Annotated in this window: 15 protein-coding genes and 1 pseudogene; 3 read left to right on the top strand and 13 right to left on the bottom strand. The window is 44.2% G+C overall.

All coding sequences use genetic code 11. From position 1 onward, the window contains the following. Window positions 1-28 precede the first annotated feature (28 nt). A complete protein-coding gene (locus OGM16_13095; GenBank protein UYJ45738.1) occupies window positions 29-907 on the top strand; it encodes a LysR family transcriptional regulator in 879 nt (292 codons plus the stop codon). A gap of 122 nt (window positions 908-1029) precedes the next feature. Here the strand turns inward: OGM16_13095 and OGM16_13090 are convergent, their stop codons facing one another. Then, complete coding sequence (locus tag OGM16_13090; GenBank protein UYJ45737.1) at window positions 1030-1848, bottom strand: YihY/virulence factor BrkB family protein; 819 nt, start codon at window positions 1846-1848, stop codon at window positions 1030-1032. A 246-nt stretch (window positions 1849-2094) separates the two neighbouring features. On the opposite strand from OGM16_13090, the pseudogene OGM16_13085 reads away from it, so the two are divergent. Continuing rightward, window positions 2095-2301, top strand: a pseudogene (locus tag OGM16_13085) (HAMP domain-containing histidine kinase). Window positions 2302-2304: 3 nt separating this feature from the next. Here the strand turns inward: OGM16_13085 and OGM16_13080 are convergent. The 5 genes from OGM16_13080 to OGM16_13060 all read right to left on the bottom strand — a co-directional run bounded on the left by OGM16_13080 (window position 2305) and on the right by OGM16_13060 (window position 9268). Further along, a complete protein-coding gene (locus OGM16_13080; protein UYJ45736.1) occupies window positions 2305-2664 on the bottom strand; it encodes an Hpt domain-containing protein in 360 nt (119 codons plus the stop codon). A 206-nt stretch (window positions 2665-2870) separates the two neighbouring features. Beyond that, window positions 2871-4394, bottom strand: a complete 1524-nt coding sequence (locus OGM16_13075; protein ID UYJ45735.1) for a 4Fe-4S dicluster domain-containing protein — start codon at window positions 4392-4394, stop codon at window positions 2871-2873. Window positions 4395-4580: 186 nt separating this feature from the next. Continuing rightward, window positions 4581-6083: a 4-alpha-glucanotransferase gene (gene malQ, locus OGM16_13070; protein ID UYJ45734.1), complete on the bottom strand. Its 1503-nt coding sequence runs from the start codon at window positions 6081-6083 to the stop codon at window positions 4581-4583. A 59-nt stretch (window positions 6084-6142) separates the two neighbouring features. Further along, the gene (locus OGM16_13065) at window positions 6143-6991 is read right to left on the bottom strand and encodes an endonuclease/exonuclease/phosphatase family protein (protein UYJ45733.1); all 849 of its coding nucleotides are present in this window, start codon (window positions 6989-6991) and stop codon (window positions 6143-6145) included. A gap of 39 nt (window positions 6992-7030) precedes the next feature. Beyond that, window positions 7031-9268, bottom strand: coding sequence for a PTS transporter subunit IIBC (locus OGM16_13060; protein ID UYJ45732.1), 2238 nt, complete (start codon window positions 9266-9268; stop codon window positions 7031-7033). Window positions 9269-9913: 645 nt separating this feature from the next. On the opposite strand from OGM16_13060, the gene OGM16_13055 reads away from it, so the two are divergent. Further along, window positions 9914-10945, top strand: coding sequence for a LacI family DNA-binding transcriptional regulator (locus OGM16_13055; protein ID UYJ45731.1), 1032 nt, complete (start codon window positions 9914-9916; stop codon window positions 10943-10945). A gap of 5 nt (window positions 10946-10950) precedes the next feature. On the opposite strand, the gene OGM16_13050 is transcribed toward OGM16_13055, so the two are convergent. From OGM16_13050 to OGM16_13020, 7 genes are all read right to left on the bottom strand, one after another. Further along, a complete protein-coding gene (locus OGM16_13050) occupies window positions 10951-11970 on the bottom strand; it encodes a hypothetical protein (GenBank protein ID UYJ45730.1) in 1020 nt (339 codons plus the stop codon). 99 nt (window positions 11971-12069) lie between these two features. Further along, window positions 12070-13329 carry a 2-iminoacetate synthase ThiH gene (thiH, locus tag OGM16_13045; protein ID UYJ45729.1) on the bottom strand — a complete coding sequence of 420 codons (1260 nt, stop codon included), beginning with the start codon at window positions 13327-13329 and terminating at the stop codon, window positions 12070-12072. 12 nt (window positions 13330-13341) lie between these two features. After that, window positions 13342-14106, bottom strand: a complete 765-nt coding sequence (locus OGM16_13040; protein ID UYJ45728.1) for a thiazole synthase — start codon at window positions 14104-14106, stop codon at window positions 13342-13344. Window positions 14107-14193: 87 nt separating this feature from the next. After that, entirely contained in the window at window positions 14194-14847 is a 654-nt protein-coding gene (gene thiF / locus OGM16_13035; GenBank protein ID UYJ45727.1) for a sulfur carrier protein ThiS adenylyltransferase ThiF, read from the bottom strand. Window positions 14848-14849: 2 nt separating this feature from the next. Continuing rightward, complete coding sequence (thiS, locus tag OGM16_13030; protein ID UYJ45726.1) at window positions 14850-15044, bottom strand: sulfur carrier protein ThiS; 195 nt, start codon at window positions 15042-15044, stop codon at window positions 14850-14852. A gap of 340 nt (window positions 15045-15384) precedes the next feature. Further along, window positions 15385-16284, bottom strand: a complete 900-nt coding sequence (locus OGM16_13025; GenBank protein ID UYJ48461.1) for an ABC transporter ATP-binding protein — start codon at window positions 16282-16284, stop codon at window positions 15385-15387. After that, entirely contained in the window at window positions 16284-17372 is a 1089-nt protein-coding gene (locus OGM16_13020; GenBank protein UYJ45725.1) for an iron ABC transporter permease, read from the bottom strand. Before OGM16_13020 ends, OGM16_13025 begins: the two co-directional genes overlap by 1 nt. Between the last annotated feature and the right edge of the window lie 3 nt (window positions 17373-17375).

Here is a 17375-nt window from a genome sequence, read left to right as displayed (position 1 = left end):
GAATTTGTAAAAAAAAGGGGGGGCTGTTATGAATCTGAAACAAATGGAATATTTTATAGCTATTGTAAATGAGGGAAATATTTCCGCGGCTGCCAAATCCCTGCATATCTCCCAGCCGCCTTTAAGTGCCCAGATGAAGCTGCTAGAAGATGAACTGGGTGTGGTGCTTTTTGAGCGGGGTTCCCGGAGCATTTTTCTCACGGAAGCCGGAAAAGTTTTCTATGAAAAGGCTTTGCACATCCTGCATCTGACTACCGCGGTATCTGATGAACTGCAGCAGATGGGCCAGGGATTAAGAGGGCCGCTGCATATGGGTATGATCTCATCTGTGCAGACTCCCAGACTGATCCGGGCGCTCTCCTCTTTTGTCAGTCTCCACCCGGAGGTGACTTTACGCATCAGTGAAGGAAATACATACGAGCTGATGGACCAGATTAATTCCGGTCTTATTGAAGTTGCAGTAGTAAGGACTCCTCTTCCTACAGAATCTTATCAGTGCCACTTTTTAGAGGCAGAACCAATGATGGCAGTGGGAAAACCTGAATTTTTCCCAGACCCGGCAGCTGCTTCCATCTCTGTAGCTTCCCTGGCTTCCTGTCCCCTTATTGTATACCGCAGATGGGAACCTTTTATCAGTCACTGTTTTCCCGGTACTGCTCCTGATTACCTTTGTATCAATGATGATGCCAGGACCAGCATGACCTGGGCCCAGTGCGGCGCAGGGATCGCTCTTGTACCTTCTTCTATGGCAAGATCAGGAGGCGAGGACTTATTAAAAATCCCCCTGTCAGACCAGGGGGTCATCAGCCAGATCGCACTCATTGCCAGAAAACATGGCATGGTCAGCCGTGTATCCAAAGAGTTTTTCCATTTTTTCCCGGAATACTTTGCAAACAAGGATTTTTGACCTTGAAACCCGCAAAAACATGAGTAAGCAGCCATTTTTCAAAGAAAAATGAGCGGATTACGAATGTTTTTAGGATTGCGAGAGTGCAAAGCACGTAGCAATCCGATGTGCAAGGACACCCACTATATCTCATCCCAAAACCAGTTCAATTCCGCTCCCATAAACAGGATGCATATACAGATATAAAACCACAAAAATGACAACGCGATAGCTGCAAGACTGCCATACATATAAGAATAGTTTTTCCCACCTGTAAAATTGAAATACATGGAAAATGCAAGAGAAAAAAGCATCCAGCCAGCTGTGGAAAATACAGCCCCCGGCAAAGCAGCTTTGACGTTTTCTTTCCGGTCCGGGACCAGGCAGTAGATCCCCAGAAAGAAAATAAGAAGCATGCCAAAGCCCCATAGCTGGCGCATCTGAATCACATAGCCGGTAATAGGTGCGATCAGCGGAAAATGACTCTGGATAAAGCTTTGAAGCGTTCGTCCAAACACAAGAAGGCCCATAGACAGAATGCACACTGCAATAAAAAGAATGGTGTAACCACAGTAGATCAGGCGGTTAAACACATACCAGTGTTTTCTCCCTTTTCCATTGACCCGGTTTAAACCTCTTGCTACGCTGAACATACCTCGCCCTGCAGACCAGAGGGCTGTTACAGCCGTAGCAGAGATCATAGTTGCCGGTGATTTTAGCATCAGGTCATTTACTACACGAAATGCCAGAGATCTGTATTCAGCCGGTACAATGTCCATGGCGATCTCTAAAAAGTCTGCTTTTGAGATCCCCGGTATCATCTGGACCGCCGTAAGAAGCAGCATCAGAAAGGGAACAACAGAAAGGATCACAAAAAAAGAGACCTGAGCCGCGTACACTGTCATCTCATCTTCTGAAAATTTATTGTAAATACGTTTTCCAATAAGAATGAGACGTACCATGGGCCAGAACCTCCTATTTTTAAACATGTTCTCGCGGAATCTTTCTGTGCTTGATTTTGTGGGAAGATTTTTTGTCAGTTGTGCCCAAATTTCTGGAAAGCCATGGTTTTTACCATGTTTTTAGCGGGTCACAGGTTCAAAAATGCAGGCACAAAATACACATGCCTGCATTTTAACATAAATATCTTTCAAGTTCAACGCCCTATCCGGCGCCACTTTTTCCTCTCTATCCACCCTGGACGAACAAATACCGGCATTGGCATGACTGAAGAGGTGCAAAAACATATGTTTGACAAATTTTACCAGGCCGAAGGCAGCCGCAGTATGGAAGGCAACGGCCTTGGTCTGGCATTAGTAAAAAAGATCCTCAGTCTCTGTGGTGGCACCATTAAAGTGACCAGCACACCAGACCTTAAATCTTCCTTTACAGTCAGGCTTCCTGTAAACCTGTAAATTTTAAAGTTCTTTAATAGCAGCTATGGTACGTGCATATTCTTCATCTACTGCAGGCATCAGTTCAGTTGCTTTTTCCATATCACCGGAACTGTTTTCAGACGGCCTTAAAACCTCTGTCACCTGTGCAGCCGCCTTGTAAAGGGGGCCAAATCCCAGATTCTGTGCCACACCTTTTAATGTATGGGCGCCGCGGAATGCTTCCAGGGCGTTTCCGGCGGCCATGGCATCTTTTAAAGCTGCATAGCTGTCATCATCCAGAAACTTAACAGCAAACTTGCGTACCAGCCCTTCACTTCTTAACCTGGATAATACATCCTCATAATCGGCTCCCATTTTCTCATAACACTCTTTTAAACTCATGACTTCTCTCCTCTTTCGTAAACAGATGCACTGTTTTTTATCCATTTGTATGTTTTATGCTCCCAAACCGGAATACAAAAAACACTGCTCCCCTTCTGGTAAACGAAGCCTGAACACAGGCATTCTTTCATAACCATGAGAAAAGCAGTGTTTTGAATTACCAAAATCACTTATTATTATAATGGAAAATGTAATTTAAAACAACATCAATCCACCAATTTGTCTAGCTCTTTTACATATTCCGTTTCATGACAGTTTTTATGGTTTGCCTTGGAAGCGTAAATATTGACAGCTGCCTGGGATTTCTTTACAGGCTGCATGGTTCCTGCGCCGGCTACACAACCGCCTGGACATGCCATTCCCTCTAACAGATAACCGTCATATTTGCCTAAGGTTGCAAGCTTTAACAGCTGACGGCACTCTTTTAAGCCTTCTGCATTGGCGATCTTGACTTCCATATCCGGTCTAAGTTCTTTTAAAACATCCTTAACAGAGGTTGCTACACCACCTGCAACAGCAAAGTTTCTTCCGTCTGTGGAAGCATCGTTGACACCGTTTGGATCTTCTTCAATATTTTCAATATCCACATGCTTCGCATCAAAGATTCCGGCCATTTCCTCAAAGGTCAGTACGAAATCCACGTCGCTTCGGATACTGGTGCGCATTGCTTCCAGTTTCTTTGCTGCACATGGTCCGATAAATACAACCTTTGCGGATTCATGCTGCTTCTTGATCAGTCTTGCAGTCAGTGTCATAGGAGTCAGTGCCATGGAGATGCAGTTTGCATGCTTTGGATATACCTTCTTTGCCATTACAGACCATGCAGGACAGCAGGAGGTTGCCATAAATGGAATCTTCTCCGGTACTTCATCTAAGAAGTCCTGTGCTTCCTGGGCTGCACAAAGGTCAGCACCGATCGCTACTTCAAAGACATCGGCAAATCCTAATTTCTTCATAGCTGCTCTCAGTTTTCCAGGAGTTACCTTTGGTCCGAACTGGCCTACGAATGCAGGAGCTACTGCTGCGTATACACGTTCACCAGACTGGATAGCACGGATGGTCTGGAAGATCTGTGACTTATCTGCAATAGCGCCAAATGGGCAGTTTACAAGACACTGTCCGCAGGATACGCACTTATCATAGTCAATATCTGCTTTTCCATTTTCATCAGAAGAAATAGCATCCATACCGCAGGCTGCTGCACACGGTCTCTGCTGAACGATAATGGCATTGTAGGAACATACAGTTGCACACTTACCGCACTTGATACATTTATCTTCATCAATGTGGGAGCGTCCTGTAGTACGGTCCAGGGAAACAGCTCCCTTTGGACAGACTTCCACACAAGGATGGGCTAAACATCCCTGACATCCATCTGTTACAAGGACTCTTTTCTCCCTGCAGGCATTACAGGCAAATTTAATAACATTGATCAGAGGTGGTGTATAGTAGGTCTCTGCTTTGTCTGCTGCTTCGATATTATCAGAAACTGGCGCATGCTCAGATGCATTACGGCACGGAAGTCCCATTGCCAGGCGCAGTCTCTCTCCTACAATAGCTCTCTCTAAGAATACATCATTACGGAAGTTTCCAACTTCTCCCGGAATGATCTTATATGGAAGTTCCTCAATACGCTTGTCTACAGGCCATTCAGTATGATAAGCCATACGGGCTACTTCTCTGAAGATTCTGTGACGGATCTCCTGAATACGGGTTTCTACTCCTCTCATTGGTTTTCTCCTCTTTGTTGTGATTTTTTTAACAGTTGCATATAGATCAAAAAAGTTTTATTAACATAACAGAAACAGCTCATTCGGGCTGTTTCTGTTTTTATTATACGCATATACGAAATACATTGCAAGTGATTTTCTTTCTCAATAGCTTATGTTTCTGTTAAAAAACAAACGAATTGCAGGCTATTGACCATTTAAACGTCCATATCTGCGGGTCATACCACGGATCTCTGCTTTTAACTGATCCGTCAGATCTCCTTTTTTCAGACGCCATTTCCAGTTTTCTCCTACAGTAGAAGGCTTGTTCATACGATAACGGTTATCCAGCCCCAGATGATCCTGCATGGGGATCACGCAAAGAGCTGCCTTGGAACGCATCACCAGACTGTTTAAAGACCTGTATAAATATTTCTTTGGTGTGTAATGATCGCACAGATAATCTCGTACCAGTTCCTGCTCTTCTTCTGTAATGCTGTCAAACCAGCCTGCCAGCGTTTCATTATCATGGGTTCCTGTATAAGCCACGGAATTCTCCGGATAGTTATGGGGCAGGTAATCACTGGCACAGCCGGAATCCCTGGAATCAAAGGCAAATTCCAGTACCTTCATTCCCGGAAATCCGCTGTCATGGACCAGTTTTCTCACAGAATCCGTTACATAGCCAAGATCTTCTGCAATGACTTCTTTTTCTCCCAGCACCTGGCGCACCCGGTTAAAAAGATCGATCCCCGGTCCCTGTTCCCAGTGGCCTGTGATGGCAGTTTCCGCTCCATATGGAATGGAATAATACTGGTCAAAACCTCTGAAATGGTCGATGCGCACTGCATCATACAACTTAAAGCAATGAGAAAGACGCTGCAGCCACCATTCATAACCTGTCTGCCTGTGATATTCCCAGCGGTAGAGAGGATTTCCCCAAAGCTGGCCTGTAGCAGAGAATCCATCCGGCGGACAGCCTGCTACTGCATACGGTACATTTTTTTCATCTAACTGAAATAAAGAAGGATTTGCCCAGGCATCTGCGCTGTCCATAGCCACGTAAATAGGAATATCCCCGATCATACGGATCCCAAGACTATTTACATAAGCCTTTAATTTATTCCACTGTTTATAAAATGTAAACTGCAGGTATTTCTGGAATTCTATGTCGAAATACAGTTCTTCCCGGTAATAATCCATGGCATAACCATAGCGAAGGCGGATATCTTCTGCCCACTCAGTCCATGGTCTTCCCTCATACCTGTCTTTCACTGCCACAAAGAGAGCATAGTCTGAAAGCCACCATTCATTTTCTGCAAGGAACTGCTGATAATCCGGGTTTTTGCTGATATTGCTGCGTTCATACGCTTTTCGTAAAATGGGATACCTGCCCTCATACAGTTTTTTGTAATCGATCGTCCCCTCTTCAGACTCTGTTTCCAGCTTTTCACATTCCTTTTCTGTTAAAACACCTTCTTCGATCAGATCTTCTAAGCTGATAAAGTAAGGATTTCCTGCATAGGTAGAAAATGACTGATAAGGAGAATCCCCATAACTGGTCGGCCCTAAAGGAAGGATCTGCCAGTAGCTTTGTCCTGCCTCTTTTAGCCAATCGGCAAATTCATAGGCGTTTTTTGAAAAACAGCCGATGCCGTATTTTGACGGCAGACTGGATATGGATAAAAGTATTCCTGCTGTTCTCTTCACTGTATTTACACTCTCTTTCAAATAATTATTTGGCACCTGCATCATCAATATTTACCGGATTATTTACCGGTTTCTATCATAACTGCATAATGATCTGAAACCACCGGTTCTCTTTTTCCGTTACATAAAATGCGGGATTCTTCTATATTAATATCTCCCCAATGCCAGATGTAGTCGATGCGCATTCCCTGCTTAGGCGATGTTTGGTCTGCTTCCTTCCAACCATCGATCTTTGGCGGTGCTGTAAAGCCTTCCTCTTTCTTTTTTGCAAGCTTCCATGTATCTTTCCAGCCACTTCCACTTACAAGATCGTAGCCTTCTCCCCTTACAGAAGCAGGACTGTTAAAATCTCCCATGACCCACAGGGATGTCTCTTTTTTATCTGTTAATTTCCGGATATTTTCTGAAAAAGATTCCCACTGGGCCTTAAAAGGTTCTTCTTCATCTTTCCACCAGCCCATATGTACTGTAAAAAACCAACCCTTTTCTGTGTGTATGCCTAAAGCTTTTCTGGTTTTCCAGTTATAGTAATCATTTGTATTACTTAAATTAAATACACAGGAAGAATGAATGGGATTTTGGGAAAATATTGCCATTCCTTCATCATATTTATCATATCCCACTTTTACCGGAATCCATGTCCAGTAATAAAAAAGGCCTTTTTTTCTTAACTCATCTACCAGAGAAGCTGCATAGTTATCCCGGCGCATTTTCCCTTCATAACCATTTACCGGCTGATAACCAGAGACTTCTTTTTCATTTATAAATGGTTCTGCCATGGTCTGGTTTACTTCCTGAAATGCCATGATCTCCGGCTGTTCCTGTTCTATGATACCGGAAAACAGCTGCATTTTTTCTGTAGCATTTTCTTCTGCCAGACTGTGTGTATTTAACGTAAGGATCTTCATTTTTCTGCCTTTCTATATCAGAGCAATTCCAAAAAACATTTATAAGATGTCATTAATATCTGATTTCAGCACATCTGCCTTTGGTCCATAAACTGCCTGGATCCCTTTATCCTTCTTTAAAAGCCCTAAAGCTCCCTCTGCTTTCCATGCCGGAAGCTCCGCAACCTTATCTACATCTTTTACTGTTACACGAAGTCTTGTCATGCAGGCATCTACTAAAACAATATTTTCCCTGCCGCCTAAAAGAGCGATGATCCGTTCTGCCTGGGAATCCTTCTTTGGGCTGCCGCCTTTTCCTGTGCTGTTATTTTCTTCCTCTTCTGCCCCGTCATCTGTATAATTTCCAAGACGTCCCGGTGTTGCAAAATGGAACTTGCCGATCATAAAATAAGCAACTGCATATCCGATCACAAAAAATGCGATCACACAGATCACGAAATTGATCAGATCCCCTGTCAGCCCTGCTTTCACAGACATTGGGATACGGGTGAAAAATTCCAGGTTTCCAAAAGAGTGAAGACGCAGATGGATGATACCAGCCATTGCAAATGCACAGCCCTGAAGTACTGCATAAACCAGATACAATGGCAGTGCACAGAACATAAACATGAATTCCAGTGGTTCTGTTACACCTGTTAAAAATACAGCAAGTACAGTGGATAAAAACATGGATCTGTATTTATCTCTTTTATCTGGATCTACTCTCTTATACATTGCAAGGGCAATACCTGAGATAAGTCCGGTAGCACCGATCATCTGTCCAACTTTAAAACGGGCCGGTGTAACTGTTGTAAGAAGATTTGTATATGCAGCCATGTCTCCTGCATTTTTGAAGTTGATCAGGTCATTCACCCATGCAAGCCATAACGGATCCTGTCCAAACACCTTGCTTCCTGCATTTACACCTGTCATGATCTCATAAGTACCGCCAAAGGAGGTATAATTCATAGGAATAGTCAGCATATGATGAAGTCCGAATGGCAGGAGCAGACGTTCCAAAGTACCATAGATAAATGGTGCCAGCACCGGTGATGTTGTGGAAGAACCTGCGATCCATACACCAAATGCATTGATACCGCCCTGGATCACCGGCCATACAACAGCTAAAACAGCGGAAATGATCACAGACCAGAGGATCACTACCATAGGTACAAAACGTTTTCCATTGAAAAATGCCAGTGCATCTGGAAGTTTCCTGTAGTTATAATACTTATTATAAATAATGCCTCCTACGAAACCGGATATGATACCTACAAATACACCCATATTTAATGCCGGGGCACCTAAAACAGATGTAAAGTAACCATTTACAAGGATTTCTTTTCCAAACAGTGTATGGGTAACTGCCTCCGGATCTGCCAGCATGTCAGAAGTAATTCCAAACAACGCTCCTGTAATTACATTGATCAGGATAAATGCGATCACTGCTGCAAAGGCGCCGCCGGCTCTCTCCTTTGCCCAGGAACCACCGATAGCTACTGCAAAAAGAATATGCAGGTTATTGATGATGGCCCAACCAATGCTCTCCATAGTGCTTCCCACCGTGAAGATCATACTCATATCGGCTCCTGTCATCTGGACCAGCTTTCCAATACTGATCATCAGACCTGCTGCAGGCATAACTGCGATAACTGCCATCAGTACTTTTCCCAGCTTCTGTAAAAAGTCAAAGTTGATGGACAGCTTTTTCTTTTCCTGCTCTGACTCTGATACTGCTTTCTGGTTCTCTTCTGTTCTTTCTGCCTCTGTTCTTTCTGATTCTGTTCTTTCTGATTCCTGCGCTTTTGCTTCTTCTGGCTTTGCTGCCACTGTCAAAAGTTCACTCTTTCCGGCTTCTACCTGTCCTGGCTGGCTCTTTACCAGTATTTTTCCTTCCATTCCGCCACAGATCAGAACCGGTGTAATGGGATTAAGCTTTCTTTCTTCTAGGAATTTGAGATCCATCTCTGCAAGCACATCTCCTGCTTTTACAGTATCCCCCTGCTTTACATGTACCTTAAAACACTCCCCTTTTAATGATACTGTTTCAAGACCTGCATGGATCAGAAGTTCTATACCATCTTCTGTTTTCAAACCATACGCGTGAGCTGTGTCTGCTACAGATACTACCTGTGCATCCACCGGACTTACGATTCTGCCATCTGATGGAATGACAGCCATTCCGTCTCCTATGATCTTCTGTGAAAAGACCGGATCTGGAACTTCTTCCAACGATACTGACCTTCCTGTCAGCGGTGACAGGAACAGGATTTTCTTACCTTCTTCATTTCTGCTCATAAACTGCAACCTCCTTTTATATCGATGTTCTCTCGGAATCTTTCTGTGTCTGATTTTGTGAGAAGATTTTTTGTCAGTTGTGCCCAAATTTCTGAGGCGTTGGCGTTGCGTCCGCCTCTGAAATTCGGGTGCGACTGGCGGAAAATCGGCCACAAAGGCAGATACAGGAAAGACTCCGGGAGGACATTACGGCCTGCTTTCTTTTTGTGCCCCGTCTCATGTTTCTGCAATATTGTGCAACCGCTTGCACTAAATATAATAAATTTGCATTGTATTTTCAAGTGTATTTTATATATTTTTTAGGTTTTCTATCTTTTGCACAATTTATCATGTTGCATTTTGTGCATATTTTCAAGTGTTTAATTATTTTAAATGGTAGTGCTTATATTTCGCAATATATTCATGGTTACTGTTCATGCGTTGCATGACCAGTAACGGAATTTGCCGTGGCTTCGCATTTAAATACGGCAAATTCCCGCTACCACTACGTTATCGTACGGCACTTTCGGTTCCAAAAGTGCCTACCATGTACAGTAACTATTCATGCAACTTTTGCATTGTGTTTGCACAATTATCATTGACACAGATTTCATTCTCTTTTACAATGATACCATACGATTTTTACTGAACCCAGGAGGTTTTATCATGGCAGTTACTATAAAAGACGTAGCAGCTCTTGCAGGTGTATCTTCTTCTACTGTATCCAGAACCTGCAAAAACAATCCATCTATAAGCGAAGAAACAAAAGAAAAAGTACGCCGTGCCATGGCACAATTAGGATATGAACCCAATTTTCAGGCCAGCAACCTGGCTTCCAAAAATTCCCGCACCATCGGGATCATTCTGCCCGTTTCTGCCAAAGAAGCATACGAAAACCCATTTTATCTGGAAGCTATCCGCGGGGTCAGCCAGCTGTGCAACAAGCGGCAGTATATTAATACAGTGATCACAGGTGAAAGCGAAGAAGAGATCCTTCAGGTGATAAAGACCATGGCTCGCAGCGGCCAGGTAGATGGGTTTATTGTCCTGTATTCCCGTCAGGATGACCCTATTGCCGATTTTCTCTATAATGAAGGCTTTCTTTATGTGCTGGTGGGAAAAGCCTATGCCCATGCAAACCAGACTATCTACATTGATAATGATAACCTTCTGGCATCTCAGGAAGCCACTGAATATCTATACCAGATGGGTCACAGGCGGATCGGCTACATTGGAACTGACACATCCATGATCTTCTCTGCTGACCGCAAAAGCGGTTATCAGACTGCCCTTTTGCAGCATAATATCCTTCCAAGAACGGATTACTGTGTAGAAATGGCTGCATCAGAAAAAGACAGCGCACCTTTACGCTGTCTTCTCTCTATACCAGACCGTCCCACTGCTGTTGTAGTCAGTGATGATATCCTGGCTGTAACCCTGGAACGTGTCTGCCTTGAAATGGGGCTTTCCATACCACAGGATCTTTCCATTGTATCTTTTAATAACTCTTTATTTGCAAGGCTTACCTCTCCCCAGCTTACTTCGGTAGATATCAACTCCTTCCAGCTGGGATCAGAAGCTGCTGCCCAGATGATCAACCATATTGAAGATCCCAGTCTTCCTGCTACCAAGATCCTGGTGCCTCACCATATGGTAGAGAGGGACAGCTGCTGTCCGCCAAAAAACAACATATTATAAATTTTTTACTGGATCCATGCCCCGTTCCCATCTACATAATAACCATCTGGTGTGCGGGTATTGGTAAGCATCTCACCGCTGTCACAGCAGTAATACCATACGTTGTTCCACTGTACCCAGCCGGTTACCATATAGCCGGATGCATTGAAGAAATACCAGTAATTGTTGATGTACTGCCACTGGTTCACCGGATAACTGCGGTCTGCGTTGCAGTACCACCAGCCCACATCATTTTTAAGCCATGCGCCCTGGCTGCTGTTTGTATCTCCAGGGCCTCCATCATTGTTTACGGAATTGGATGGTGTATTTCCGGAGGATCTTCCATTGTCACGGATATCTCTTGCCTCGCTGGAAGAAACGCTTAATTCATCAGACTCTTCCCAGTCACCTTTATTGGAAGAATTGTAAATAGCACGCACCTTAAAGGTGTAATCGCCGCTTCTTGTAAAATAGCTGGCAAAGTTATAACTGGTATCTGTGGTGGAGATGGCAGAAGAAATGCTGCTGCCATCCCTGTAGAGACGTACCTCATAGCGCTTTGCATCTTCCGGCTCTTCCCAGCTGGCGGTGCCGTCATAATCATCCCAGTTCAGTTCTGTTACATCCAGCTCATAATCATCGGAGTCACGTTCCAGCTTTTCCAGTGTAAGGCTGACTGTCAGCTCATATTTACCAGATCGGCTGACTGATGTCACATTGGCATCATTTCCGCTGACTGAAATATCACTCTTGTTGATACCTGTACCAAAATAAGCATCCCTGTCTGAAGATAATGTAACTTTGATCTTTGGTCTTGCGCCATTCTTCCACTCGTCAGATGGCTCATTTGTAACCTCTACATCGTCCACACTGCAATATCTTGAGGAAGTAGTCACTTCCACATCATTGCTGCTGTCACCTGCCTCAATAGAAGAATCGATCTTCAGTGAAATACTGCTGATCTTTGTATCCGCCCATACATTTACAGGCATTGCAAGACTAAGCGCCGTAATAAGAGCTGCCAAAAGCTTTCCCGTTTTCTTCATGGAACTCCTCCTTTACATCCAGATGTATTTCAACCTGATTTCAGTATAGCACACCTCCTTATTACTTTTCTATTACAATTTCAGTCACAGTCTTTACAATTATACATAAATATAATCATTTAACACCGGCTGCAGACCGCCTTTTTCCATATCTTCATACATGCTGGCAAAGGAGCGGCCGTCGTTGATCTCAAACTGCTCATCTCCTACGTCTGCATCTTCCTTACCCTCGTATTTCTCCTCATGATCTCCAATGCCTGTAGATACACCGGCAGATACCTTTGTTGCACAGATCTTGGTAATACCATTTCTGAAAGCAGCGCTCTCCCGGCTGGAAACAGTGATGCCTGCAAATGGCAGGAAAATACGGTATGCGCAGAGAACCTGGCAAAGCTCTTTTTCCCCTACATCTCTTGGGTTGATCTTGTCATTATTAACGATCGGACGCAGTCTTGGGCAGCTTAAGGACAACTCAGCGTAAGGGTATTTCCGGTTAATATAATACACGTGAAGAGCCGTTGCCAAAGCATCCTTCCTGAAATCATCCAGACCTAACAGTGCAGAAAAACCTGCGCCTCTCATGCCGCCCATAAGAGCCCGCTCCTGGGCATCAAAACGGTATGGCCACACACGTTTATGTCCCATAAGATGCAGTGTTTCATACTTATCTGTATTATAAGTCTCCTGGAATACAGTCACATAATCCACACCACATTCATGGAGATATTTATATTCATCCACATTCACAGGATAGATCTCAATACCGATATTGCGGAAATATTTTCTGGCGATCTTTACTGCTTCTCCAATATATTTTACATCAGAATAAGCCCGGCTTTCTCCTGTGAGGATCAGTATCTCTTCCATACCGGTCTTTGCGATCACCTGCATCTCATGCTCGATTTCTTCAGTGGTCAGCTTCTTTCTGCGGATGTTATTATAGCAGTTAAAACCGCAGTAAATACAGTAATTCTGGCAGTAATTGGCAATGTAAATAGGAGTAAAAATATATACAGTATTCCCAAAATGGTTTTTCGTGATCTCCTCTGCCTTTCTTGCCATGGCTTCCAGATAAGGTGCTGCTGCCGGGGATAAAAGTGCCTTAAAATCTTCAATGGAACATGTTTCATGGGACAGCGCCCGCTCTACATCTGATGCTGTATAGGCATCATAATCAAAAGCTTTCATGGCCGCTTCCACTTTATCCTTGATGTCAGACTGGATCACTTCCATTCCTTCCATATATTCCATATGGTTTGTGCGGAACGTAGGATCCTGCTCCAAGCGATGTTTCCGTTTTAATGCTTCTTCCGGCAGCTTGTCACTGTCCACAAAATAAACCTGGTTTTCTTCGTTCATGTCTGCCGCCTCCTAACGTAAAAATCCTGTAAGCGGATCAGATGCACTGCCGCCTCTTGCCAGGACTCTTCCCATTCCTGTAAGGTAAGCTTTTCTTCCTGCTTCAATAGCCAGCTTAAAAGCATTTGCCATGGCAGGCACATCCCCGGCTGTTGCAATAGCAGTATTTGCCATAACTGCCGCAGCACCCATTTCCATTGCCTCACAGGCCTGGGAAGGTTTGCCGATACCTGCGTCTACGATGATAGGCAGGTCGATCTCATCGATCAGCACCTGGATCATGGCTTTGGTTGCCAGTCCCTTGTTACTTCCGATAGGGGCTGCCAGGGGCATAACTGCTGCTGCACCTGCACTTTGCAGATCTCTTGCCACATTTAAGTCCGGGTTCATATATGGCAGAACAATAAAACCCTCTTTTGCAAGGATCTCTGTCGCTTTTACAGTTTCATAATTATCCGGGAACAGGTATTTTGTATCCCGCATGATCTCAACTTTTACAAAATCCCCGCAGCCCATGGCACGGCTCAGTCTGGCTATGCGTACAGCTTCTTCTGCATTTCTGGCACCGGAAGTATTGGGAAGCAGTGTGACTCCTTCCGGGATATGATCTAAAATGTTTTCCTTTTCCTGGGTATTTGCCCGTCTTAAAGCCAGGGTAATGATTTCTGCACCGCCCTGTTCTACTGCAGCCTTGATCAGATTAATGTTGTATTTACCGGAGCCTAAAATAAAACGGCTGTTAAATTCTTTTCCCCCAAGAACCAGTTTATCTTCCATGTTGTTTTCCTCTCTTTTTTACATATGCATATATTTATGTATTTTTCTGTTTATTTTCTGCTTATCTTCTGTGTGCAGACTTCTTTTTTATGACTGCAAGATCAGCTGCAATACCTTATTTGCCTGGTGTGCGGCACAGGCTGCCACTCTTGGAGCCATAAGACCGATCCCGTTTCCTACATCGGTTTTCTGGTCTCCACACACATAAAGGCGTCTCATCATCTGTCTGGTCTGTATATCGTTTGTATCACCGAAACCAGCCATTCCATTTCCGGATACTACGGTGGTTTCCGGGCACTGTCCTAAAACCTCTCTTACCAGCATGGCCTTCTGATCAGGTTTGTCAAATGCTTCACAGACAATAGGATACGCCATGAATAATTCTTTTACATTATCCGGTGTGACTTTTATGCAAATGGACGTATATTCCAGATAAGGATTGATCTGGCAAAGTATATCCGGCAATGCCTCTGCCTTTGGTCTTCCCAGATGTGGGATCATATACATCTGCCGGTTCAAATTGGTCACATCCACTGTATCAAAATCTACTAAAAGCAGGTGTCCCACCCCGCTCCTTGCAAGCATTACCGCTATATTAGACCCAAGGCCTCCAAGACCGGCTACTGCCACACGGGCTTTTGAGAACTTTTCTTTCATTTCCCGTGGAAATCTTGCATCAAAGGCCCGGTCCAGTTCTTCTCTCCTGATCAGGGCCTGCATTTTTTCCTGTATGTCTGTCATTTTCAGCCTCCTCCTACAAAACAAAGTATTTCAAGCTGGTCGCCTTCTTTGATCATCGTATTTTCAAGCTGATCCTGAGGAATGATCGTTAAATTCTGTTCCACTACCACGCGGCTTGTATCATATCCTTCTTCCAGAAGGTATGCATATATTATTTTTCCAGCTGCATTTTTTTCTTCTCCGTTGACCGTTACCAAAATAGGGCCTCCTTTCTGACATGATGTCCTCTTTATTGTCTGTGCAGACGTTTTTAAGCTGTTTTTGAGCCGCCATGAGAAACACTCTCCCACTGTTGCCCATAAAAAAACGCCTGCGGATGTTATATCCACAAGCGTTCTGTACATTCTTCGATTCATCGCCGGGATACACGTAAAATATGTTCCGGCGCCTTTTGATTTTGTGAAAAGTGGTGCCCCCAATTCACAAAACAGGAATGATCCTGAGACCATTGCCCGCTTTCTTAATACTACACTAACTTAGAATTTTTTTCAACAACAATTTTCTGAATATTATAAAATATCGCAATATTCTATACTATTATGACGATTTTTCCGGCAATACGATCCACCGGTCTTCTAAGTTATGGATCGCAGCCCGTATCCCATAGGCTTTTTCGATCCGGTCCGGTGTGATCACTTCTTTTGTTGCTCCTTCTGCCAGTACGTGGCCATCGTGTAATAATGCCACCCGGTCCGCAAAATCAAGAGCCAGGTTTAAATCATGGATCACCGCTACTACTGCCAGGTTCTTTTCCCGGCTTACTTTTACCAGAAATTCCATGACCTCGTACTGATAGCGAAGATCCAGGCTGCTGGTAGGTTCGTCTAAAAGAAGTACCTGGGGATCTCCTGCCAGTGCCCTGGCGATGAGGATTCTCTGGCGTTCGCCGCCGCTTAGCTGTCCCATCTGCCTGAAAGCATAGTCAGACAGACCAAACTGCTCTAGCACCTGGGCACTTTTTTCCACATCCTCTTTTCCTGTTTTTCCCCTTGAAAACGGAAGACGGCCGGAAATAACCGTTTCCATAACTGTAAGGCTTAAGCCAGCCTGTGTGTTCTGGGGAACATATCCGAAGATCCTTGCTTTTTCTCTGAGAGAAAGAGGCGCTGTGTCTTTTCCCAGCCATTTTACAGTTCCGTCAGAAGCTTTTAAAAGACCGTTGATGCATTTTAATAAGGTGGTCTTTCCTGCTCCATTGGCGCCTAACAACAGACATACTTCCCCACGTCTGGCCTGGAAACCGGTTCCTTTTAAGATTTCTCTTTTACCGTAATGGAATTTTATACCGGAAACTTCCAGATCTGCCGGTGTTCCCATTACAATTCCTGATCCATTGACATTTCCCATTTTATTTTCAGTTTTGCTTTCAGTTTTTCTTTCAGTTCCAGTGGGATTTCCATTTGTGATCACATATCCAGCTTCCCTTCTATCTTCCATCACAAACTCTTCCTCCTTTCACGAAGGATAAGATACAAAAATAATGGAACACCTACATAGGAAACAACGATACCCACAGGCACTGTAGTAGGTGAAAAGGCGTTTCTTCCCAGTGTATCTGCCGCCAGTACTAAAAATGCCCCTGTTACTGCAGAATAAGGAAGAAGATGACGATAATCACCTCCAATGAGCATACGTGCCATGTGAGGTGCTACCAGACCAACAAAACCAATAATGCCGGTAAAACTGACTACCGATGCTGTAAGTAAAGTTACTGCACCACCGCAAAGCAGTCTGGTGCGTTTAACATTAACCCCTAAAGCTCTTGCAGTTTCATCTCCCCCATCATCCAACAGGTTAAATGCCCACGCCTGACTCATAAATACAGGAAAAGCTGCTGCAAAGAAGAAAAGCATAATGGCAATATCAGACCATGTTACAGCTGTAAGGCTTCCAAAGGACCAGTGTACAATAGCAGGAAGCTGCTGCTCATTTGCCACAAACTGCATAGTGGAGTTTAAGGCATTAAACAGATAATTTAAAGCAATGCCTGTCAGTACCAATGCTTCCGGACGGAGCTGTTTGTAGCTCGCCACTGTATAAACAACAATGGCACAGATCACAGACATGGCAAAAGCAGCCGCTACAGTAGCTCCCTTTTGCATCCACAATGGAAAGCCGCCAAACAGGATCATAAGTGCCGCTCCAAACGCTGCTGCACTGGAAAGACCTGTTGTAAAAGGACTGGCCATAGGGTTTCCTGTAATAGCCTGCATACCAGCTCCTGCAATCCCCAGTCCGGCTCCTGCGATCACAGCTGCCGCGATTCTTGGAAAACGCAGCATAAGAAGTACGTTCTGCTCTTTTGCATCTAAGGGCATCACTCCTTTAAACATTCCCGTAAAAGAAGGAAGCCATGTTACGATTATACGGTCTGGTGTCAGCTTTGCCACCCCCAGGCAGGCAGCCCATACAGCCATCACCAGCAGCGCTAATAAAAGAACAGCCAGAAGAATGTTCTTTCTCCTGGCTCTTCGCAGATAATCGCCTGCTAAATCTCTCTTTTCCTGGTTATTATCCGCCCTCATGTG

This window comes from Lachnospiraceae bacterium, from assembly GCA_025758065.1.
Lineage (GTDB): Bacteria > Bacillota > Clostridia > Lachnospirales > Lachnospiraceae > Enterocloster.
Note: the sequence above shows the minus strand (reverse complement) of the source record. Positions and strands in the feature narration are given on the sequence as shown.

Excerpts from the sequence above, each read along its gene's own strand:
- OGM16_13095 (UYJ45738.1), top strand. The coding sequence starts at position 29 with ATGAATCTGAAACAAATGGAATATTTTATAGCTATTGTAAATGAGGGA.
- OGM16_13090 (UYJ45737.1), bottom strand. The coding sequence starts at position 1,848 with ATGGTACGTCTCATTCTTATTGGAAAACGTATTTACAATAAATTTTCA.
- OGM16_13080 (UYJ45736.1), bottom strand. The coding sequence starts at position 2,664 with ATGAGTTTAAAAGAGTGTTATGAGAAAATGGGAGCCGATTATGAGGAT.
- OGM16_13075 (UYJ45735.1), bottom strand. The coding sequence starts at position 4,394 with ATGAGAGGAGTAGAAACCCGTATTCAGGAGATCCGTCACAGAATCTTC.
- OGM16_13065 (UYJ45733.1), bottom strand. The coding sequence starts at position 6,991 with ATGAAGATCCTTACGTTAAATACACACAGTCTGGCAGAAGAAAATGCT.
- OGM16_13060 (UYJ45732.1), bottom strand. The coding sequence starts at position 9,268 with ATGAGCAGAAATGAAGAAGGTAAGAAAATCCTGTTCCTGTCACCGCTG.
- OGM16_13055 (UYJ45731.1), top strand. The coding sequence starts at position 9,914 with ATGGCAGTTACTATAAAAGACGTAGCAGCTCTTGCAGGTGTATCTTCT.
- OGM16_13050 (UYJ45730.1), bottom strand. The coding sequence starts at position 11,970 with ATGAAGAAAACGGGAAAGCTTTTGGCAGCTCTTATTACGGCGCTTAGT.
- thiH (UYJ45729.1), bottom strand. The coding sequence starts at position 13,329 with ATGAACGAAGAAAACCAGGTTTATTTTGTGGACAGTGACAAGCTGCCG.
- OGM16_13040 (UYJ45728.1), bottom strand. The coding sequence starts at position 14,106 with ATGGAAGATAAACTGGTTCTTGGGGGAAAAGAATTTAACAGCCGTTTT.
- thiF (UYJ45727.1), bottom strand. The coding sequence starts at position 14,847 with ATGACAGACATACAGGAAAAAATGCAGGCCCTGATCAGGAGAGAAGAA.
- OGM16_13025 (UYJ48461.1), bottom strand. The coding sequence starts at position 16,284 with ATGGAAGATAGAAGGGAAGCTGGATATGTGATCACAAATGGAAATCCC.
- OGM16_13020 (UYJ45725.1), bottom strand. The coding sequence starts at position 17,372 with ATGAGGGCGGATAATAACCAGGAAAAGAGAGATTTAGCAGGCGATTAT.